The following is a 20,945-nucleotide window of genomic DNA, read 5'->3' as shown; positions in this document are numbered from 1 at the left end:
CAGCCCGTCAGAGCCCCCCATCGCTCAATTGTGGCTTGCGCCCAACAGCATCGGCGCAAACAACGGACTCAACCGGGCGCTGCCGGCGTCAGAAAGATGGTCGGCATCCTTGTACTGCGAGTGGCCATCGACATCGATCATGCACAGGCCGTCTTTGCACATCAGCGGCGTCGGGTCGATGACATGCACGCCGGAATCGGCAGCGCTCATTGAGCCGAACAGGCCGGTGAAAAACTGCTGCCGCGCCAGATGCTCGCCAAGCGGGCGACCGAGCCCTTCGGCCGAGCGACCAATCCGCGCCAGGCTGGTCAGGCGGCTGATGTAACTCTTGTGCTGCAGCGGGACCTCCTTGAACAGCCAGACCTGTACACCCGCTTGGCGCAGTTCGCTGACTTGCGCCTTGATTGCCGCTGCCATGCGCTTCTCCGATTGCACTACATTGCGCGAAGGGTCGAGCAGGAATTGCTTGTCGCCGTCACCGTCCTCACGCCCGTAGACATACAGACTCCAGTTCGCCGCCAACACCACATCCTTGATGCCCAGATCGCGGACCAGCTGCATATTGCGCTGGTTGAACTGCTTGCACTGCGCGCGCAAGGCGTCATCAATGATCGGTGGGCATCCAGTGAGGCTGTATAGCCAGACTGGCTGACTGTCACGCTGGCTATTGCCTTCGATGGCGGGCAGCAGCGCGGCGGTGTGGCTATCACCCCAGAACATTTTCGTCGGCGCAATTTTCTGATCGCCGCCCACGCGACACGCCTTATCCAGCGTCTTGTCCTTGCTCATGTGCATGCATTGCATCTGCCCGGCGTTCCATTCCTGCGACTGGGCGTATTCCAGAGCTTTGCCGCTCAGGCGCTCGGGTACGCCGTCCGCCGAACGGATGGCCGAACCGACCACCGCCAGGACGGCAATCGACGCCAGGCCGCCGACCAATACCGAGTTACGGCTGGCGAACACACGCTTCTCGCGAAACGGCAGTTCGACAAAGCGCAGACTCAGCCACGCCAGAGTGACCGCCAGAGCGATCCAGCCCAGCGCTTCAGGCGGCTGGATGCCATCAATGGAGATGGCATTGGCATACACGTAGATCGGCCAGTGCCACAGATACAGCGAATAGGACAACAGACCGACCCATACCATTGGCCGCAGGCTCAACAACTGGCCAGCCAGGGTCGGGCCGCGCGCGCCCGACCAGATCAACGCAGTCGTACCAAGCACTGGTACCAATGCCGCCCAGCCCGGGAACACCGTGGTTTTGTCAAAAGTGAATACCGCCAGCAGCACCGCTGCCAAGCCAGCCAGTCCGACCGTCTGCCGAACCCAAAGCCGCGGCGCGTGCTTCGCTGCCGGCAACACTGCGAGCATGGCGCCGCAGAGCAATTCCCAGGCGCGGGTCGGCAGGGAGAAGAAAGCGAATTCAGGCCGACGCTCGATGTAAACGATGTTCAGCCCGAACGACACCAGCAGCACGGCGAAGAGCATCCAGCGCCAATGCCGGACGTACCGCATCAACAGCACCATCATCAGCGGGAAGAAGATGTAGTACTGCTCCTCCACGGCCAGCGACCAGGTATGCAGCAAGGGTTTGAGATCGGAGGCCGGCGCGAAATAGCCGTCCTCGCGCATGAACAGGATGTTGGATATGAACAGCGACTGGTAGCGAATCGTTCGCCCCAGGTCTGACAGGTCCTTGGCGGTCAGCAGTAACCAGCCAAGCGCCAGTGTCACCACAACGACCAAGGTAAGCGCAGGCAGGATGCGCCGGGCACGGCGGCCCCAGAAATCGAGAAAACTGAAGCGCTGGGCGCTGATTTCGCGGAACAGGATCGAGGTGATCAGAAATCCGGAGATGACGAAGAAAACATCCACGCCGACAAAACCGCCGCTGAATGTATTGAATCCGAAATGAAACAGCACGACGGGAAGTACCGCGAGCGCGCGTAAGCCGTCGATATCACGGCGATTGCCAAACGTGTGCATGAAAAACCTTACCTGTTCTGGATACAGAATCCCTTGAAGGCGCGACGTTAGCAGCCGCGCATACTTCAATCCAGATACAAATAAATCGCCGACAAAAAAAAGCGCCCCTTGCGGAGCGCTCCTTTTATCAGCTGCGTACTACTTGCGTTTCATCGACAAGAAGAACTCGTCGTTGGTCTTGGTCGTTTTCAGCTTGTCGACCAGGAACTCGATGGCGGCGACTTCGTCCATCGGGTGCAGCAGCTTGCGCAGAATCCACATGCGCTGCAGTTCGTCGTCGGCGGTCAGCAACTCTTCGCGGCGGGTGCCGGAGCGGTTGATGTTGATGGCCGGGAACACACGCTTCTCGGCGATCTTGCGATCCAGAGGCAGTTCCATGTTGCCGGTCCCCTTGAACTCTTCGTAGATCACTTCGTCCATCTTCGAGCCGGTTTCAACCAGCGCGGTGGCGATAATGGTCAGCGAGCCACCTTCTTCGATGTTACGCGCGGCACCAAAGAAGCGTTTTGGCTTCTCGAGGGCGTGGGCATCGACACCACCGGTCAATACCTTGCCGGAGCTCGGGATCACGGTGTTGTAGGCACGGGCCAGACGGGTGATGGAGTCGAGCAGGATCACCACGTCTTTCTTGTGTTCGACCAGACGCTTGGCCTTCTCGATCACCATTTCAGCAACCTGCACGTGACGGGTCGGCGGCTCGTCGAAGGTCGAGGCAACCACTTCGCCACGCACGGTGCGCTGCATTTCGGTCACTTCTTCCGGACGCTCGTCGATCAACAGCACGATCAGGTGAACTTCAGGATTGTTACGGGCGATGTTCGCTGCGATGTTCTGCAGCATGATCGTTTTACCGGCTTTCGGCGGTGCGACGATCAGGCCACGCTGGCCTTTGCCGATCGGTGCGCACAGGTCGATCACGCGACCGGTCAAATCTTCGGTGGAACCGTTGCCGGCTTCCATCTTCATGCGCACGGTCGGGAACAGCGGCGTCAGGTTCTCGAAGAGAATCTTGTTCTTCGCGTTCTCCGGACGATCGAAGTTGATCGTGTCGACCTTGAGCAGGGCGAAATACCGCTCGCCTTCCTTCGGAGGGCGGATCTTGCCAACGATGGTGTCACCGGTGCGCAAGTTGAAGCGGCGGATCTGGCTCGGCGAGACGTAGATGTCGTCAGGGCCGGCGAGGTAGGAAGCGTCTGCGGAGCGCAGGAAGCCGAAGCCGTCCTGGAGAATCTCCAGCACGCCATCACCGGAGATTTCCTCGCCGCTTTTCGCGTGCTTTTTCAGCAGGGAGAAAATCACGTCCTGCTTGCGCGAACGGGCCATATTTTCTATGCCCATCTGTTCGGCCAATTCGAGCAGTTCGGTAATCGGCTTTTGCTTGAGTTCAGTCAGATTCATATAGGAATGACGTAATCATTTATGGAGGGGGGGAAATTAAGCTTTTGGCTTAATGAGGCCGCGCCGCGGAGAAGGCGACAGGATCGCGAACTAATTCGAAAAGGAGTGCGTCGGCGACGGCTAGCAGGGGGCATTGGAGAAACCAGTGCGGGGCCGAATGTACCACCTGAGTTTCGGAGCGTCTAGCCCTGAATACGCAAAAAGCCCCGCGATTTGCGGGGCTTTTTTTCAGCGTTTTACTGCGACGCTCAGATGTTGGCGTCGAGGAAAGCCGCCAGTTGCGACTTCGACAGTGCGCCGACCTTGGTCGCCTCAACGTTGCCGTTCTTGAACAGCATCAGCGTCGGGATCCCACGCACGCCATGCTTGGCCGGGGTTTCCTGGTTTTCGTCGATGTTCAGTTTGGCGACGGTCAGCTTGCCTTTGTAAGTCTCGGCAATCTCGTCCAGAACCGGTGCGATCATTTTGCAAGGGCCGCACCATTCAGCCCAGTAGTCGACCAGGACAGCGCCTTCGGCCTTGAGTACGTCGGCTTCGAAGCTAGCGTCGCTAACGTGTTTGATCAGATCGCTGCTCATGGAATTCTCCAGGTTGTAAGCAAAAAAACGTGGCCCATCATAGCCGCCCTTCCCTTGTTCAGGAAGCCGCAGATGATTGAGTGTTGCTATGGCCCTTGATGAGTTTGGGTATAGCTCAACTCACGCCGTGGCGGGAGCGATGAAGGCGATTCCGGTGCGCAGGGCGGCGTTGCGCACATGTTCCTGCATGGCTTTTTGCGCTGCTCCCGACGCACGGCGGGCCAGGGCACGGAGAATCTTGCGGTGTTCCTGCCAGGTTTCCATGGCGCGCTCGGCGCGGATGAACGGCAGTTTCTGGCTCTCGAGGAAGATCTCGGCGCTGGCGGTGAGGATGCTCAGCATCGCCTGATTGCCGCTGGCGAGGAGGATGCGCCGGTGAAATTCGAAGTCGAGTTTCGCCGCCGCTTCGAAGTCGCCGCCGCGCAAGTGCTCACGCATCGCCGCGACGTTGTCTTCCAGTGCATCCAGATCGAACGTGCTCAAGGTTGTCGCGGCGAGCCCGGCGGCAAAGCCTTCCAGCGCGTAGCGCAACTGGAAGATGTCCAGCGGCGAGGCCTGCGCCGCAAACGACCAGCCTGGCGCGTTGTCGCCGCGCGACAATTCGACCGGCGCCTGCACGAACACGCCTTTGCCCGGCTGAATGCTGACCACGCCCAGTGCACTGAGCGACGACAGCGCTTCACGCAACGATGCCCGGCTGACGCCCAGTTGCAGCGCCAGATCCCGTTGCGAAGGCAACGCGTCGCCGGCACCGAAGCCCTGTTCGGTGATCAGTTTGCGGATCGCTTGCAGCGCCACTTCGGGTACGGCGCGGGAGATCGAATTCATGATGTGCGGACGCGTCAGGGCCAAGGTGCGGCTAGTTGTAAAGCTATTCGTCGAGTCCGGCAAGTCGTGCCCCAGCGGGGTTCGGCGCGTGCAGCCGATGCGCCATCGCAGTGCGAAAACCGAGTTGACTGTTCAGACCAGTAAGACCGAACGAAGCCGTTGCTACTGCGGCCTGCCGGGGCGAAATCCGCCTGTTGGCACGGCCCATGCTCTGTCCGATCGCAGCAACCACTTCCCGCCGATCCGGAGATTGTCCATGACCCAGCGTTACAGCGCCCTCCTCGCTTCCCTGTTTGCCGGCCTGCTGCTGTGCCAGGCCCCCGCTCACGCCGACGGTCTGGACGACGTGGTCAAACGCGGCACGCTCAAAGTCGCCGTGCCCCAGGACTTCCCGCCATTCGGCTCGGTTGGCCCGGACATGAAGCCGCGCGGCCTGGATATCGACACGGCGAAACTGCTCGCTGACCAACTCAAGGTCAAACTCGAACTGACCCCGGTCAACAGCACCAACCGTATCCCGTTCCTTACCACCGGCAAGGTTGATCTGGTGATTTCCAGCCTCGGCAAAAACGCCGAGCGCGAGAAGGTCATCGACTTCTCCCGCGCCTATGCGCCGTTCTACCTCGCCGTGTTCGGCCCGCCCGACGCTGCGATCACCAGCCTCGACGACCTCAAGGGCAAGACCATCAGCGTCACCCGTGGCGCCATCGAAGACATCGAGCTGAGCAAAGTCGCCCCCGAAGGCGTGACCATCAAACGTTTCGAAGACAACAACTCGACCATCGCCGCTTATCTGGCAGGCCAGGTCGATCTGATCGCCAGCGGCAACGTGGTCATGGTCGCGATCAGCGAGAAGAACCCCAAGCGCGTACCGGCGTTGAAAGTGAAGCTCAAGGATTCGCCGGTCTACGTCGGTGTGAACAAGAACGAAGCGGCGCTGCTGACCAAGGTCAACGACATCCTCAACACCGCAAAAGCTGACGGCGCGCTGGAAAAGAACTCGCAGACCTGGCTGAAAGAGCCGCTGCCGGCCGATCTCTGATCGACTGCGCGGGAGACCTTCATGGCTTATCAGTTCGATTTTTTGCCGGTGGTGGAAAACACCGACCTGCTGCTGCGCGGCGCGCTGTTCACCCTTGAGCTGACCGCCATCGGCGCGCTGCTCGGGGTTGGCGTCGGGATTGTCGGGGCGCTGGTGCGGGCGTGGCAGATCCGCCCGTTCTCGGCGATCTTCGGCGTCTACGTCGAGTTGATCCGCAACACGCCGTTTCTGGTGCAACTGTTCTTCATCTTCTTCGGCCTGCCATCGCTCGGCATGCAGATCTCCGAGTGGCAGGCGGCGGTGCTGGCGATGGTGATCAACCTTGGCGCCTATTCGACCGAAATCATCCGCGCCGGCATCCAAGCGATTCCGCGCGGGCAGCTGGAAGCGGCTGCGGCATTGGCGATGACCCGCTTCGAAGCGTTCCGCCACGTCGTCCTGCTGCCGGCGCTGGGCAAGGTCTGGCCGGCGCTGAGCAGCCAGATCATCATTGTCATGCTCGGTTCGGCGGTGTGTTCGCAGATCGCCACGGAAGAATTGAGCTTCGCCGCCAACTTCATTCAGTCGCGCAACTTCCGCGCCTTTGAAACCTACGCGCTGACCACCCTGATCTACCTGTGCATGGCGCTGCTGATCCGCCAATTGCTCAACTGGTTCGGCCGGCGGTTCATTGCGAGGAGCAGCCAATGAGCGATTTCACTTTCTGGGACATCCTGCGCAACCTGCTCACCGGCCTGCAATGGACGCTGGCGCTGTCGTTGGTGGCATTCATCGGCGGCGGCCTCGTCGGCCTGCTGATTCTGCTGATGCGCATCTCCAAGAACACCCTGCCCAGCAGCATCGCCCGCACCTGGATCGAGCTGTTTCAGGGCACGCCGCTGTTGATGCAGCTGTTTCTGGTGTTCTTCGGTGTGGCGCTGGCCGGGATCGAGATTTCGCCGTGGATGGCCGCCGCGATCGCTTTGACCTTGTTCACCAGCGCCTATCTGGCGGAGATCTGGCGCGGTTGCGTCGAGGCCATTCCCCACGGTCAGTGGGAAGCCTCGTCGAGCCTGGCGCTCAATCCGCTGGAGCAATTGCGCTACGTGATTCTGCCGCAAGCGCTGCGCATCGCCGTGGCGCCGACCGTGGGCTTCTCGGTGCAAGTGGTCAAGGGCACAGCGGTGACCTCGATCATCGGCTTCACCGAACTGACCAAGACCGGCGGCATGCTCGCCAACGCCACGTTCGAACCGTTCATGGTCTACGGCCTCGTCGCCCTCGGCTACTTCCTGCTCTGCTACCCCTTGTCCCTCAGTGCGCGCTACCTGGAAAGGAGACTGCATGCCTCTGCTTAGAATTTCCGCCCTGCATAAATATTACGGCGATCACCACGTACTCAAAGGCATCGACCTCAGCGTCGAGGAAGGCCAGGTCGTGGCGATCATCGGCCGCAGCGGCTCGGGCAAATCGACTCTGTTGCGCACACTCAACGGCCTGGAGTCGATCAACGACGGCGTGATCGAAGTCGACGGCGAATACCTCGACGCCGCCCGCGCTGATCTGCGCAGCCTGCGGCAGAAGGTCGGCATGGTCTTCCAGCAATTCAACCTGTTCCCGCACCTGACCGTCGGGGAGAACGTCATGCTCGCGCCGCAAGTGGTGCAAAAAGTACCCAAGGCCAAGGCTGCCGAACTGGCGCGGGAAATGCTCGAGCGAGTCGGGCTCGGGGAGAAATTCGATGCCTTTCCGGACCGCTTGTCCGGCGGTCAGCAGCAGCGGGTGGCGATCGCCCGGGCTTTGGCGATGTCGCCGAAGGTGTTGCTGTGCGATGAAATCACTTCGGCACTGGACCCGGAATTGGTCAATGAAGTGCTCAGCGTGGTGCGGCAATTGGCCAAGGAAGGCATGACGCTGATCATGGTCACCCACGAGATGCGCTTTGCCCGGGAAGTCGGCGATAAATTGGTCTTCATGCACCACGGTAAAGTCCATGAGGTGGGCGATCCGAAGGTGTTGTTTGCCAATCCGCAGACGGCCGAGCTGGCGAACTTTATTGGCACGGTGGAGGCGACAGCCTGAAGATTTTCTGAGGCAGTGATGCCCTTTTCGCGAGCAGGCTCGCTCCCACATGGGAATGCGGTCACCTGTGGGAGCGAGCCTGCTCGCGAATGGCCGCGTCGCGATCCCCAGACTTTCTGCGCTGAATCAACGGTTTGAACCATGCGCGTTGGCGCCAGCGTTTGATCGTGGCACGATGTCGGGGTTATCGACCGAGACCCCCTGACCATGCCGCAATCCCAAGCCAAGAATCTGTCCCTGATCGCCGCAATCGACCTGGGCTCCAACAGCTTTCACATGGTCGTGGCCAAGGCCCAGAACGGCGAAATCCGCATCCTCGAGCGCCTCGGCGAGAAGGTGCAACTGGCCGCCGGCATCGACGACGCGCGCCAGCTCAACGAAGAATCGATGCAGCGCGGCCTCGATTGCCTCAAGCGCTTTGCGCAACTGATCAACGGTATGCCGCTCGGTGCCGTGCGCATCGTCGGCACCAACGCCCTGCGTGAAGCGCGCAACCGTGGCGAGTTCATCCGCCGCGCCGAGGAAATCCTCGGCCACACGGTTGAAGTCATCTCCGGCCGTGAAGAAGCGCGCCTGATTTATCTCGGGGTTTCGCACACACTCGCTGACACCCCGGGCAAACGTTTGGTCGCCGATATCGGCGGCGGCAGTACCGAATTCATCATCGGCCAGCGCTTCGAGCCGTTGCTGCGCGAAAGCCTGCAAATGGGCTGCGTGAGTTTCACCCAGCGCTACTTCAAGGACGGCAAGATCACCCCGGCGCGCTACGCCCAGGCCTACACGGCGGCGCGCCTGGAAATCATGAGCATCGAGCACGCCCTGCATCGCCTGACCTGGGATGAAGCCATCGGCTCCTCCGGTACGATTCGCGCCATCGGCCTGGCCCTGAAGGCTGGCGGCCACGGCAGCGGCGAGGTCAACGCCGAAGGTCTGGCATGGCTCAAGCGCAAGCTGTTCAAGCTCGGCGACGCCGACAAGATCGATTTCGAAGGCATCAAGCCTGACCGCCGCGCGATCTTCCCGGCGGGCCTGGCGATTCTCGAAGCGATTTTCGATGCCCTCGAACTGCAACGCATGGACCATTGCGAAGGCGCGCTGCGTGAAGGTGTGCTCTACGACCTGCTCGGCCGCCATCATCACGAAGACGTGCGTGAACGCACCTTGACCTCGCTGATGGAGCGCTATCACGTCGATCTGGAACAGGCGGCGCGGGTCGAGCGCAAGGCCCTGCACGCCTTCGATCAGGTTGCCGTCGACTGGGAGCTGGATGACGGCATCTGGCGCGAACTGCTCGGCTGGGCGGCGAAGGTCCACGAAGTCGGCCTCGACATCGCTCACTATCACTACCACAAGCACGGTGCCTACCTGATCGAGCACTCCGATCTGGCCGGCTTCTCCCGCGAGGATCAGCAGATGCTCGCGCTATTGGTGCGCGGGCACCGGCGCAATATTCCCAAGGACAAGTTTGCCGAATTCGGGGATGAAGGCATCAAGCTGATTCGCCTGTGCGTGCTGCTGCGGTTCGCCATTCTGTTCCATCACATTCGCGGAACCCAGGCGATGCCGCAGGTGGTGCTGCATGCCAATGGCGATCATCTCGATGTGGAATTCCCGGAGAACTGGCTGGACGAAAATCAGCTGACCCAGGCGGATTTCGGGCTGGAGGCGGACTGGTTGACGCGGGTGGGGATTGTTCTCACGGTGCACTGAGTAACTGGCTGGCACAAAAAAGGCGATCCGTTAGGATCGCCTTTTTATTGGGTTTGGTTTGAGAGCGGCGGTGTAGCTCTCCCCTCACCCCAGCCCTCTCCCGAGGGAGAGGGAGCCGATTTGTACTAGCGTTGAGGCCAGAGTTCGATCAGGTATTTCAGGTCAGTGTATGACGCAAGACACCTCACCCTAACCCTCTCCCTCCGGGAGAGGGTTAGGGTGAGGGGCTTTTGACCTTCGGCACTTAACTGCTGACAGGCAGTATCGGGCTGCCCAACCGCTCCAGCAAAGTCGCCTGCGCACTGCGCGGGTTCTGGTTGCCGGTTGGCGTGTTGCGGATGTAGCGGCCGTCCGACTGCAGGCTCCAGCTGTGGGTGTTGTCGGTCAGGTACAGCTCCAGCTCCTTCTTGACGCGGGTCAGCAGCTTCTTGCCTTCCACCGGGAAGCAAGTCTCGACGCGCTTGTCGAGGTTGCGCTCCATCCAGTCGGCACTGGAAAGGAACATCTGCTCGTCGCCGCCGTTGAGGAAGTAGAACACCCGCGTGTGCTCGAGGAAGCGGCCAATGATCGAGCGCACATGAATGTTGTGCGAGACCCCGGCGATGCCCGGACGCAGGCAGCACATGCCGCGCACCACCAGATCGATGCGCACGCCGGACTGGCTGGCCTTGTACAGCGCGCGGATGATCTTCGGATCGGTCAGCGAGTTGAACTTGGCGATGATGTGCGCCGGTTTGCCTTCGAGGGCGAACTGGGTTTCGCGGGCAATCATGTCGAGCATGCCCTTCTTCAGGGTGAACGGCGCATGCAGCAGCTTTTTCATGCGCAGCGTCTTGCCCATGCCGATCAACTGGCTGAACAGTTTGCCGACGTCTTCGCACAAAGCGTCGTCGGAGGTCAGCAGGCTGTAGTCGGTGTAAAGCTTGGCGTTACCGGCGTGGTAGTTGCCGGTACCGAGATGCGCATAACGGACGATCTCGCCAGCCTCACGGCGCAGGATCAACATCATCTTGGCGTGGGTCTTGAAGCCGACCACGCCGTAGATCACCACCGCACCGGCCGCTTGCAGACGGCTGGCCAGTTGCAGGTTGGATTCTTCGTCGAAGCGCGCACGCAGCTCGATCACCGCGGTGACTTCCTTGCCGTTACGCGCGGCATCCACCAGCGCATCGACGATCTCGGAGTTGGCGCCGGAGCGGTACAGGGTCTGGCGAACGGCGAGCACGTGCGGGTCTTTCGCGGCCTGACGCAGCAAGTCGACCACCGGGGTGAACGACTCGAACGGGTGCAGCAAGAGGATGTCCTGCTTGCTGACCACACTGAAGATGTTTTCGCTGTTTTGCAGCAGTTTCGGGATCTGCGGGGTGAACGGCGTGTATTGCAGCTCCGGATGGCTGTCCAGACCGGTGATGCTGAACAGGCGCGTCAGGTTGACCGGGCCGTTGACCTGATAGAGCTCGGTCTCGCTCAGGTTGAACTGCTTGAGCAGATAGTCCGAGAGGTGTTTCGGGCAAGTGTCGGCGACTTCCAGACGCACCGCGTCACCGTAACGCCGCGAGAACAACTCGCCACGCAGGGCGCGGGCGAGGTCTTCGACGTCTTCGGAATCGAGCGCCAGGTCGGCGTTGCGGGTCAGACGGAACTGGTAGCAGCCTTTTACCTTCATGCCCTGGAACAGGTCATCGGCGTGGGCGTGGATCATCGACGACAGGAACACATAGTTGTCGCCGGCGCCGCCGACTTCTTCCGGCACCTTGATGATCCGTGGCAGCAGGCGCGGCGCCGGAATGATCGCCAGACCGGAGTCGCGCCCGAAGGCGTCGATGCCTTCGAGCTCGACGATGAAGTTCAGGCTCTTGTTCACCAGCAGCGGGAACGGGTGCGTCGGGTCGAGGCCGATCGGGGTGATGATCGGCGCGATCTCGTCGCGGAAATAGCGGCGGACCCAGGTCTTGAGCTTGGTCGTCCAGTTGCGCCGACGGATGAAGCGCACCTGATGCTTTTCCAGCTCCGGCAGGAGGATGTCGTTGAGGATCGCGTACTGGCGGTCAACGTGACCGTGGACCAGTTCGCTGATCCGCGCCAGCGCCTGATGCGGCTGCAAGCCGTCAGCGCCGGCCTGTTCGCGGGCAAAAGTGATCTGCTTTTTCAGCCCGGCGACGCGGATTTCGAAGAATTCGTCGAGGTTGCTGGAGAAGATCAGCAGGAACTTCAGACGCTCCAGCAACGGGTAGGACTCGTCCAGCGCCTGTTCCAGCACGCGGATGTTGAACTGCAATTGCGAAAGCTCGCGGTGGATGTACAGGCTGCTGTCATCCAGGCCGGGAATGGCGATCGCCGGTACCGCCACAGCGGTTTCGGCAACCGGCGCGGGTGGCGCAGGCTCCAGTTCCGGCGGGGTTTCGGTGATTTGCTCGACCACCGGCTGAGCTTCTTTTACGGCAACTTCAGTGAGTCCTTCGGTATTCATGGAATGTTCCTGGGAGGGCTATTTCTGCTCTCGTAACAATTGAGCGGCACGAACGGCAAAGTAAGTCAGGATGCCATCTGCACCGGCACGTTTAAAGGCGGTCAGTGACTCGAGGATCACCGCTTCGCTCAACCAGCCATTCTGGATAGCGGCCATGTGCATGGCGTATTCGCCACTGACCTGATAGACGAAGGTCGGCACCTTGAAGGCATCTTTGACGCGAAAAAGAATGTCCAGGTAGGGCATGCCCGGCTTGACCATGACCATGTCCGCACCTTCGGACAAGTCGGCACCGACTTCGTGCAGCGCTTCGTCGCTGTTGGCCGGGTCCATCTGATAAGAGGCCTTGTTGGCCTTGCCCAGGTTCGACGCCGAACCCACGGCATCGCGGAAAGGGCCGTAGTAGGCGCTGGCGTATTTGGCCGAGTAGGCCATGATGCGCACGTTGACGTGGCCGGCAATTTCCAGCGCCTCACGAATCGCCTGGATGCGGCCGTCCATCATGTCCGAAGGCGCCACCACCTGCGCGCCGGCTTCGGCGTGGGACAACGCCTGACGCACCAGCGCATCGACAGTGATGTCGTTCTGCACGTAGCCGTCTTCGTCGAGAATGCCGTCCTGACCGTGGGTGGTGAACGGGTCCAGCGCGACGTCAGTGATCACGCCCAGCTCCGGGAAACGCTCGCGCAGGGCGCGAGTGGCGCGCTGGGCGATGCCTTCGGGATTCCAGGCTTCGGCGGCATCGAGGGATTTCAGCTCAGGCGGGGTGACCGGGAACAGAGCCAGCGCCGGAATGCCCAGCTCGACCCATTTCGCCGCTTCTTCAAGCAGCAGATCAATGGTCAGTCGCTCGACGCCCGGCATCGAGGCCACGGCTTCGCGGCGGTTTTCACCGTCGAGCACGAACACCGGCAGGATCAGGTCATCGACCGTCAATACGTTTTCACGCACCAGCCGCCGCGAAAAATCATCACGACGATTGCGGCGCAGACGAGTGGCAGGGAACAGACGATTGGCGGGGGTAAAGCTCACGGCAGACTCCTGAGCCCGGGCAAACGGGCGAGCGTGACAGTTATAGACGGCCATTATGACCAACAGATGACAGTTATGTGTGCTCTGTGACAGGTAGCCGCAATCCATTGTCGATGCAGGAAATGTTCACGTCGAGACACATTTGGACACTTTCATGAATGTGCCCGAAGGGTTAGGCTGCGCGTTCATTTCGCCAGCACCCAGACAATGCTCCAACAATTTCTGCACGACTTTGGCTACTTTGCCTTGTTTCTCGGCACGTTCTTCGAAGGCGAAACCATTCTGGTGCTCGCAGGCTTCCTTGCGTTCCGTGGATACATGGACATCAATCTGGTGGTGGTCGTGGCGTTCTTCGGCAGTTATGCCGGCGATCAGCTGTGGTACTTCCTGGGGCGCAAGCACGGGCGCAAATTGCTTGCGCGCAAACCGCGCTGGCAGATGATGGGCGACCGCGCGCTGGAGCACATCCGCAAACATCCGGACATCTGGGTCCTGAGCTTCCGCTTCGTTTACGGCCTGCGCACGGTGATGCCGGTGGCGATCGGCCTGTCCGGTTATCCGCCGGGGCGTTATCTGCTGCTCAACGGCATCGGCGCGGCAATCTGGGCCACCGCCCTGGCTGCGGCGGCTTATCACTTCGGCGCAGTGCTGGAAGGCATGCTCGGCAGCATCAAGAAGTACGAGCTGTGGGTGCTCGGCGCCTTGCTGATCCTCGGCCTGGGCCTGTGGCTACGACGCCGCTTCAAGAATGCGCAACTGGCGAAGAAAATCTATCAGGACGAGCAACTCGCCAAGGCCGCCGAGGCAGAGCAGTTGCGCCAGGCCGAAACGACCCCTCCTGCCGAGCCGAAAACGCCAGCCGAATAAGCCATTCGCTGGCGGCTGCCACACGCAGTCCAGGCAAATAATGAACACCCCGCCGCCGTTGCGATCCATTGAGAGAGCGCTCTGCACCCGCGTGCGTCAGCCATGCCCCTATGGCCACGCGCGACGATTTGAGGGACATTGAGCGCCATGAATCTGGAGAGAAGCCCATGAGCAAAAAAGTTGCAGTGATCCTGTCCGGCAGTGGCGTGTACGACGGCGCCGAAATCCAGGAAAGTGTCATCACCCTGCTGCGCCTCGACCAGCGCGGCGCACAGGTGCAGTGCTTCGCGCCGAACATCGCGCAATTGCATGTGATCAACCACCTGACCGGCGAAGAAATGCCGGAATCGCGCAACGTGCTGGTGGAATCGGCGCGCATTGCCCGGGGCAACGTCAAGGATATCCGCGACGCCGACGTCGAAGACTTCGATGCGCTGATCGTGCCCGGCGGTTTCGGCGCAGCGAAGAACCTGTCGAACTTCGCCATCGAAGGCGCCGGCTGCACCGTGCAACCCGAAGTGCTGGCCCTGGCCGAAGCATTTGCCGAAGCGGGCAAGCCGGTCGGACTGATCTGCATCTCCCCTGCGCTGGCGGCAAAAATCTATGGCCCGGGCGTGACCTGCACCATCGGCAACGACGCCGACACCGCTGCGGCCATGAACAAGATGGGCGCCACCCACGAAGAGTGCGCTGTGACCGAAATCGTCGAAGACAAGGCGCGCAAACTGGTCACCACCCCAGCGTACATGCTGGCGCAGACCATCAGTGAAGCGGCTTCGGGGATCAACAAACTGGTCGACCGCGTGCTCGAACTGACTCACGAAAACGACGCTTGAAATCAAAAGATCGCAGCCTTCGGCAGCTCCTACAGGTTTCGTGTCGCGCCGTGATATTGCGGCATACACCGCCCCTGTAGGAGCTGCCGCAGGCTGCGATCTTTTCAGGGCTTGCGGGTGAGCCGGGTCAGAATCCGGTCCAGCGCATTGGCAAACGCCTGCTTCTCCCGCTCGCCAAACGGCGCCGGCCCGCCGCTCATCTGGCCCTGCTCTCTGAGATCGGTGAACAGGTTACGCACCGCCAGGCGTTCGCCCATGTTCTGCGCATCGAACTCCTTGCCGCGCGGATCCAGCGCCGCCACGCCCTTCTTCACCAGCCGATCGGCCAGCGGAATATCGCTGCAGATCACCAGTTCGCCCGGCACCGCATGCTCGACCAGATAATCATCTGCCGCATCCGGCCCGCTCGGCACGACAATCAATTTGACGATCGCCAGCCCCGGTTTGATCTGCGGCTGCCCGGCCACCAGCACCACTTCGAACTGGCGCTTTAACGCGAACTTCACCACCAGATCCTTCGCCGCCCGCGGACAGGCGTCGGCATCGATCCATACACGCATGTTCTTGCCTCCAAAAAATTCGCGAGCAGGCTCGCTCTCACAGGATACATACCGAACCTGTGGGAGCGAGCCTGCTCGCGAATATGAGCGCAGCGAATGCCTTTATGCAGCCGAAACCCGGCGCTTCTCCGCCACCCAACTGCGCCCATACAGCACAGCAATCGCCACAATCGCCACCACCTGCGCGGTCAGCGAATAGGCATCGGCATGGATCCCCAGCCAGTCGAATTCAAAGAACGCCACCGGCCGTGTGCCGAAGATCCCGGCTTCCTGCAAGGCCTTCACACCATGCCCGGCAAATACCACCGACAACGCGCACAACAGCGCGGCGTTGATGCTGAAGAACAGCGTCAGCGGCAGTTTTGCCGAGCCGCGCAGGATCACCCACGCCAGACCGACCAGCAGCACCAGCGCCGTCGCACCGCCGGCCAACACGGCGTTGTGCCCGGCAGGCCCGGCCTGCAGCCACAGGGTTTCGTAGAACAGGATCACTTCAAACAACTCGCGATAGACCGAGAAGAACGCCAGGATCGCAAAGCCGAAACGTCCACCGCCGCCGACCAGGCTGCTTTTGATGTAATCCTGCCAGGCCGCCGCGTGACGGCGGTCATGCATCCACACGCCGAGCCACAGCACCATGACGCTGGCAAACAGCGCGGTGGCGCCTTCCAGCAACTCACGCTGCGAACCGCTGACGTCGATCACATACGCCGCCAGCGCCCAGGTGCCCAAGCCCGCCAGCAAGGCCAGGCCCCAGCCAACGTTGACACTGCGAACGGCCGATTGCTGGCCGGTGTTGCGCAAGAAGGCGAGGATCGCCGCCAGCACCAGAATCGCTTCCAGACCTTCGCGCAGCAGAATCAGCAGACCGGAGATGTAACTCAGCGACCAGCTCAGGCCGTCGCTGCCCAGCAGGCCGGCGGATTCCTTGAGTTTGGCCTTGGCCGCGTCGAGACGCTGTTCGGCCTGTTCGACCGGCAGACCGTCCTGCAGCGACTGCCGGTACGCCATCAGCGATTTTTCGGTGTCCTTGCGCACGTTGGCATCGACGTTGTCCAGCGAGCTTTCGACCAGCTCGAAGCCTTCCAGATATGCCGCTACCGACAGGTCATAGGCCTGATCATGTTCCCCGGCGCGGTAGGCCGCGAGGCTCTTGTCCAGCGTGGCGGCGGTGTAATCGAGCAACTGTGCCGGACCGCGTTTGACCTGCGGCGGTTGTGCGCGCTGGGCACGGAACGTTGCCGCGACCTCTGCGCCCTCCGCCGCCTGCACCTCGGCCGGGGTCTGCCGGGCCAGGTCGGCGATGTTGTAGACCTTGTCGGACTTGGCGGCCGCCGCATCGGCACTGAAGCCGGCGATGTAGGTGGCCAGATCCCAGCGCTGGCGATCATCGAGCTGATCGGCAAACGCCGGCATGTCGGTGCCTTCGACACCCTGGCCGAGGGTGCTGTAGATCGCGTACAGGCTCAGGTGATCCATGCGCGCAGCGTCGCGCAGGTTGGCTGGCGCAGGGGTCAGACCGACACCGGCCGGGCCGTCGCCAGCGCCAGTGTCGCCGTGGCACACCGAGCAGTTCTGCGCATACAACGGCGCACCGCGTGTCGGGTCCGGGGTGATGATCGGTGCCTGGCTGACTTCATAAGCCACCGCCAGTTTCGCCCCCAGCTGTCGAGCCTGACGGGCGACATCGGCACCGTTCTGCTTCGCACTGATGGCGGCGTGCAAAGACTCGACGCCGTGTTCCAGCGCGGCTTTTTCCGGTTTGGCTGGCAATGCAGTGATCAAGCCTTGCAGAGCCTGGGTGAATTCCAGCTGTTCGCGGTATTCGCCATCGTCGATGACTTTGCCTGCCGCGACCGTTGGCGGGTAATCGGCACTGATGTAATCGAGCAGGTGCAACGCTTGCGGCGCGCCTTCCACGGTATCGGCCAGCAGCGGCAGGCTGCTCAGGGACAATAACGGGAACAGCAGCCAGGCCAGCAATCGGGACGAGGCAGTCATGAACGAATCTCAAATGGAAATGCGAAGTTACATATTGTTCACTTCGCAGACGTTTCTCTCAAGCTTTGTCGGTGCCTGCAGGGAATGATTCATATCGCTGAAGCGATGTGCCACCATCAGCTCCAATAACGTAAATGTTCTCGCTTTGTTCAAGGAAGACCCCACTCAATGCGCCCTTGCCTTCTGCTTGCCCTGCTGCTGACCGCTATTACGCAACTGGCGGGTTGCGCGGCTTATCGCAATTACGATCTGGAGCTGGAACAGACCACCGAGCAATTGAAGCAAGGCAATGTCGCCGGCTCACTGGCTTTGATCGAAGCGCATAACCCGGACGAGCAAAAGGATCTGCTCTATTACTTCGAAAAAGGCGCGGTGTTGAGTGCGGGCGGCGAACTGCCGCAGAGTCAGGCGGCATGGCGCAGTGCCGAGCAAATGGTGGTCGAGCGCCAGGACACCATTGAAACCACCGGCGACAAACTCTTGGCTGCCATGGGTAATCACTGGGGCAGCATCATCAATGACAAGCTGCGCCGCTACGATGGCTATGACTACGAAAAAGTCATGCTGACCACGCAGATGGCCCTCAACCAACTGGCCGTGAATGATTTCGACGGCGCCCGCGCCGACATCAAGAAAACCCATGAGCGCGAAGCGCTGATCGCCCGGCAGCGCGAGTTCGAATATGAGCGCGTCGAAGAGGTAGCGAAAAAGCAGGGCGTGCGTGTGCACTACAAGGATCTGCAGGGCTATCCGGTAGTCATGCTGGACGCGCCGGCGGTGATCGCCTTGAAGAACGGCTACCAAAGCGCGTTCAGTCACTACCTCGCGGGCTTTACCTATGAAGCGCTAGGGGAAAAGAATCTCGCCGCGCCCGGCTATCGCCAGGCCATCGAATTGCGCCCGGACTTGCCGTTCTTTCAGCAGGCATTGCGTGACCTCGACAGTCCCGGCCTCAAGGGTGACGAAAGCGATGTGCTGATCATCGTGCAAAGCGGCCTCGCCCCTGCACGCAGTTCGCTGCGTGTGCCGTACCCGGTGAAGCTGGCAGACGGTCAGGTCATTGTCGCCAACATCTCGTTCCCGGTGATGGTGCCCGACACTTCAACGCCGTCGTTCAATCAGATCGGCATCGATGGACGCCAGAAGAAACTGATCCCGGTCAACAGTATCACCGACATGTCCTTGCGCACGCTGCGCGATGACATGCCCGGCATCATCCAGCGCACCACCTACCGAGCCTTTCTGGCAGCCGATGTGCAAGCCACCGACAACCGCCGCGACCCGAGCAAAGCATCGTACGTGACCCATTGGGATGGGTTCGAACAGGCCGATACGCGTACGTGGCGCACACTGCCCAACCTGACTCAGGTACTGCGCCTGCGCCTGAAGAAAGGTGAACACGCAATCACCCTGCCCCACGTCAACAACGCCGCGCCGCTGAAGATCCGGATTGATCAGAACCGCCAGGTCATTACCCTGCGTTCCCTCGGCGATCGGATTTTTGCCAATGGCAGCGCGTTCGGGCCTGGCAAAATAGCGGCCGAACGCGTCGTGAACAACTTGACTAAATGATGGCACGACCTTTCGGCAGGCCACTAAAAAGACATTACATCGCCATCACCACGCGCTTATAATGCCGCGCCCTCGCCCAGCGAGCCGGCATCAAAAGCTCCTCACGCATGAGGAATTGGCAGGAGGCCAGCGCCCCGTCGATAGGTCACACCAGCCCGACCAGCACACGCGGCTGCAAGTTTTGTTACTCAGGGAAGAAGTACCCATGGCATTCCGCGCTCCCATGCTGCTCGCGCTCAGCGCTGTCACGCTGTTGTCCGGCTGCGCAGCGTTTCGCAACTACGACTCCGAACTGGCCCAGACCAATCAGCAACTGGCTTCCGGCAACGTCGACGCGGCGCTGACCCTGCTGGAAAAGAACAACACTGGCACCGACAAAGACCTGCTCTATTACTTCGAGAAAGGTGAACTGCTGCGCGCCAAGGGCGACCTGTCGGGCAGCCAGAACGCCTGGGGCAGCGCCGATCAGGTGGTCGGTCAGTGGGAAGACGCGGTCAAGCTCGACTCGGCCAAGTACCTGGCACAGTTCGGCAGCTTCATCGTCAACGACAAGGTGCGTCGCTACGAAGGCTATGACTACGAAAAAGTCATGCTGACCACGCAGATGGCCCTGAACCTGTTGGCGGTCAACGATTTCGATGGCGCCCGCACGGCGATCAAAAAGACCCACGAACGCGAAGCAGTGATCGCCGACCTGCGCGACAAGGAATACCTCAAGAGCGAAGAACAGGCCGAGAAAGAAGGCATCAAGACCCAGTACAAGGATTTGCAGGGTTATCCGGTGGCCAGCCTCGACGCGCCGGAAGTGGTCGGCCTGAAGAACAGCTACCAGAGTGCGTTCAGCCATTACCTGGCCGGTTTCGTTTACGAAGCTTTGGGCGAGAAGGATCTGGCCGCGCCGGGTTATCGCAAGGCTGCCGAACTGCGCCCGAACACGCCGTTGCTCGAGCAGGCGCTGGTCAATCTCGACAAGCCTTCCAAATCCGATGACAGCGACATTCTCATCGTCGTGCAGAGCGGTCTGGCCCCGGCCCGCGACTCGATTCGCGTGCCGCTGCCGCTGCCGATTTCCAACAACGTGGTGATCACTCCGCTGTCGTTCCCGATCATCAAACCGGACACCTCCACCGCGCCGTTTGCGCAGATCGGTGTCGACGGCAAGCAGGTCGACCTGACCGCGCTGAACAGCACCACCGCCATGTCCCGCCGCGCCCTGCGCGATGACATGCCGGGGATCATCGTGCGCACCACCGTGCGCGCGATCACCAAAGGTGTGGCGCAGAAGCAGATCAACGAAACCAACCCGCTGGCCGGTCTCGCCGTGGGGATTTCTTCAGCAGTGCTCGAAGGTGCCGATACCCGTACATGGCGCACCCTGCCGGACAACACCCAAGTGGTGCGTCTGCGCCTGAAAAAAGGTGAGCATCAGGTTACCCTGCCGAGCGCCGTCGGCGGCTCGGTGGTCAAGGTCACCGTCGACCAGCGCTACCAAGTGATCAGCCTGCGTGCCGTAGGCAACCAGGTATTCGCTGGCGGCATCGCTGCTCACGTAATGCCGAGCGCTGCCGCGACCAACGTCGCCAGCCTCAAACAACCTTAAGAACGGAGTCTTTGCAATGCGCTTGAAGATCATCGCCGTCGCCGCCCTCGCCTTGCTGGCAGGCTGCGCCACCCCGCCACCGCCGGAGCCGGGCAGCGCCGCGAGCAAAGTCGTGGCCATGGGCCCGCAGAAACACATCGTCGTCGGCGCCATGCGCGTGGCTCGTGAAAACGGCTTCATGACCGTCAACGTGCAGTTGAGCAATACCCTCAACAGCAACAAGATTTTCTACTACCGCTTCGCCTGGCTTGGCGCCGAAGGTTTCCCGGTTGCCGAAGAAGAAGTGTGGAAAAGCCAGATGATGTACGGCGCCCAGACCAGCTTCATTCAGGCCATCGCGCCGACCCCGAAAGCCGTGGATTTCCGTCTGGAAATCAAGACGCCTTAAGCCCGCCACCCTATTT

Annotated in this window: 18 protein-coding genes; 10 read left to right on the top strand and 8 right to left on the bottom strand. The window is 61.0% G+C overall.

Translation table 11 applies throughout. The annotated features are described in order from the left end of the window. Nucleotides 1–24 precede the first annotated feature (24 nt). The 4 genes from KVG85_RS21560 to KVG85_RS21545 all read right to left on the bottom strand — a co-directional run bounded on the left by KVG85_RS21560 (nucleotide 25) and on the right by KVG85_RS21545 (nucleotide 4,790). Nucleotides 25–1,986 carry an acyltransferase family protein gene (locus KVG85_RS21560; RefSeq protein ID WP_217864897.1) on the bottom strand — a complete coding sequence of 654 codons (1,962 nt, stop codon included), beginning with the start codon at nucleotides 1,984–1,986 and terminating at the stop codon, nucleotides 25–27. Between the two features lie 138 nt (nucleotides 1,987–2,124). Continuing rightward, the gene (gene rho / locus KVG85_RS21555; RefSeq protein ID WP_003229334.1) at nucleotides 2,125–3,384 is read right to left on the bottom strand and encodes a transcription termination factor Rho; all 1,260 of its coding nucleotides are present in this window, start codon (nucleotides 3,382–3,384) and stop codon (nucleotides 2,125–2,127) included. 248 nt (nucleotides 3,385–3,632) lie between these two features. After that, nucleotides 3,633–3,962 carry a thioredoxin TrxA gene (gene trxA / locus KVG85_RS21550; RefSeq protein WP_003206727.1) on the bottom strand — a complete coding sequence of 110 codons (330 nt, stop codon included), beginning with the start codon at nucleotides 3,960–3,962 and terminating at the stop codon, nucleotides 3,633–3,635. 120 nt (nucleotides 3,963–4,082) lie between these two features. Then, nucleotides 4,083–4,790 carry a FadR/GntR family transcriptional regulator gene (locus tag KVG85_RS21545; protein ID WP_217864896.1) on the bottom strand — a complete coding sequence of 236 codons (708 nt, stop codon included), beginning with the start codon at nucleotides 4,788–4,790 and terminating at the stop codon, nucleotides 4,083–4,085. A gap of 256 nt (nucleotides 4,791–5,046) precedes the next feature. On the opposite strand from KVG85_RS21545, the gene KVG85_RS21540 reads away from it, so the two are divergent. The 5 genes from KVG85_RS21540 to ppx all read left to right on the top strand — a co-directional run bounded on the left by KVG85_RS21540 (nucleotide 5,047) and on the right by ppx (nucleotide 9,603). After that, a complete protein-coding gene (locus KVG85_RS21540) occupies nucleotides 5,047–5,832 on the top strand; it encodes a transporter substrate-binding domain-containing protein (RefSeq protein ID WP_076564506.1) in 786 nt (261 codons plus the stop codon). Nucleotides 5,833–5,853: 21 nt separating this feature from the next. After that, nucleotides 5,854–6,522: an amino acid ABC transporter permease gene (locus KVG85_RS21535; protein WP_016772622.1), complete on the top strand. Its 669-nt coding sequence runs from the start codon at nucleotides 5,854–5,856 to the stop codon at nucleotides 6,520–6,522. Beyond that, nucleotides 6,519–7,169, top strand: a complete 651-nt coding sequence (locus tag KVG85_RS21530; protein ID WP_133335760.1) for an amino acid ABC transporter permease — start codon at nucleotides 6,519–6,521, stop codon at nucleotides 7,167–7,169. Before KVG85_RS21535 ends, KVG85_RS21530 begins: the two co-directional genes overlap by 4 nt. Then, entirely contained in the window at nucleotides 7,156–7,893 is a 738-nt protein-coding gene (locus KVG85_RS21525) for an amino acid ABC transporter ATP-binding protein (protein ID WP_007911148.1), read from the top strand. The genes KVG85_RS21530 and KVG85_RS21525 overlap by 14 nt, the downstream gene beginning before the upstream one ends. Nucleotides 7,894–8,100: 207 nt before the next feature. Continuing rightward, nucleotides 8,101–9,603: an exopolyphosphatase gene (ppx, locus tag KVG85_RS21520; RefSeq protein WP_217864895.1), complete on the top strand. Its 1,503-nt coding sequence runs from the start codon at nucleotides 8,101–8,103 to the stop codon at nucleotides 9,601–9,603. 244 nt (nucleotides 9,604–9,847) lie between these two features. On the opposite strand, the gene ppk1 is transcribed toward ppx, so the two are convergent. After that, entirely contained in the window at nucleotides 9,848–12,073 is a 2,226-nt protein-coding gene (gene ppk1, locus KVG85_RS21515; protein WP_016772619.1) for a polyphosphate kinase 1, read from the bottom strand. Nucleotides 12,074–12,091: 18 nt separating this feature from the next. Beyond that, nucleotides 12,092–13,105: a porphobilinogen synthase gene (gene hemB / locus KVG85_RS21510; RefSeq protein ID WP_041476908.1), complete on the bottom strand. Its 1,014-nt coding sequence runs from the start codon at nucleotides 13,103–13,105 to the stop codon at nucleotides 12,092–12,094. Nucleotides 13,106–13,312: 207 nt separating this feature from the next. Between hemB and KVG85_RS21505 the strand changes: the two genes are divergently transcribed. Both KVG85_RS21505 and elbB read left to right on the top strand, forming a co-directional pair. Further along, nucleotides 13,313–13,972 (top strand): DedA family protein, encoded by a 660-nt coding sequence (locus tag KVG85_RS21505; protein WP_217864894.1) that lies wholly within the window; start codon nucleotides 13,313–13,315, stop codon nucleotides 13,970–13,972. Between the two features lie 167 nt (nucleotides 13,973–14,139). Beyond that, the gene (gene elbB, locus KVG85_RS21500; protein WP_016772616.1) at nucleotides 14,140–14,808 is read left to right on the top strand and encodes an isoprenoid biosynthesis glyoxalase ElbB; all 669 of its coding nucleotides are present in this window, start codon (nucleotides 14,140–14,142) and stop codon (nucleotides 14,806–14,808) included. A gap of 104 nt (nucleotides 14,809–14,912) precedes the next feature. Here elbB and KVG85_RS21495 read toward each other — a convergent pair whose 3' ends face one another. Together KVG85_RS21495 and KVG85_RS21490 are read right to left on the bottom strand one after the other, a co-directional pair. Next, nucleotides 14,913–15,368, bottom strand: coding sequence for a YaiI/YqxD family protein (locus tag KVG85_RS21495; protein ID WP_042607095.1), 456 nt, complete (start codon nucleotides 15,366–15,368; stop codon nucleotides 14,913–14,915). Between the two features lie 102 nt (nucleotides 15,369–15,470). Next, the gene (locus KVG85_RS21490) at nucleotides 15,471–17,369 is read right to left on the bottom strand and encodes an FTR1 family protein (RefSeq protein WP_217864893.1); all 1,899 of its coding nucleotides are present in this window, start codon (nucleotides 17,367–17,369) and stop codon (nucleotides 15,471–15,473) included. Between the two features lie 168 nt (nucleotides 17,370–17,537). Between KVG85_RS21490 and KVG85_RS21485 the strand changes: the two genes are divergently transcribed. The 3 genes from KVG85_RS21485 (at nucleotide 17,538) to KVG85_RS21475 (ending at nucleotide 20,929) form a co-directional block, all read left to right on the top strand. After that, a complete protein-coding gene (locus KVG85_RS21485) occupies nucleotides 17,538–18,941 on the top strand; it encodes a COG3014 family protein (RefSeq protein WP_217864892.1) in 1,404 nt (467 codons plus the stop codon). 205 nt (nucleotides 18,942–19,146) lie between these two features. Beyond that, a complete protein-coding gene (locus KVG85_RS21480; protein ID WP_056791673.1) occupies nucleotides 19,147–20,541 on the top strand; it encodes a COG3014 family protein in 1,395 nt (464 codons plus the stop codon). Nucleotides 20,542–20,557: 16 nt separating this feature from the next. Then, complete coding sequence (locus KVG85_RS21475; protein ID WP_016772611.1) at nucleotides 20,558–20,929, top strand: YcfL family putative periplasmic lipoprotein; 372 nt, start codon at nucleotides 20,558–20,560, stop codon at nucleotides 20,927–20,929. Nucleotides 20,930–20,945: the final 16 nt, after the last annotated feature.

This window comes from Pseudomonas triticicola (assembly GCF_019145375.1).
Classification (GTDB): domain Bacteria; phylum Pseudomonadota; class Gammaproteobacteria; order Pseudomonadales; family Pseudomonadaceae; genus Aquipseudomonas; species Aquipseudomonas triticicola.
The sequence above is the reverse complement of the archived record's forward strand: the minus strand, read 5'-3'. Positions and strand labels throughout refer to the sequence as shown.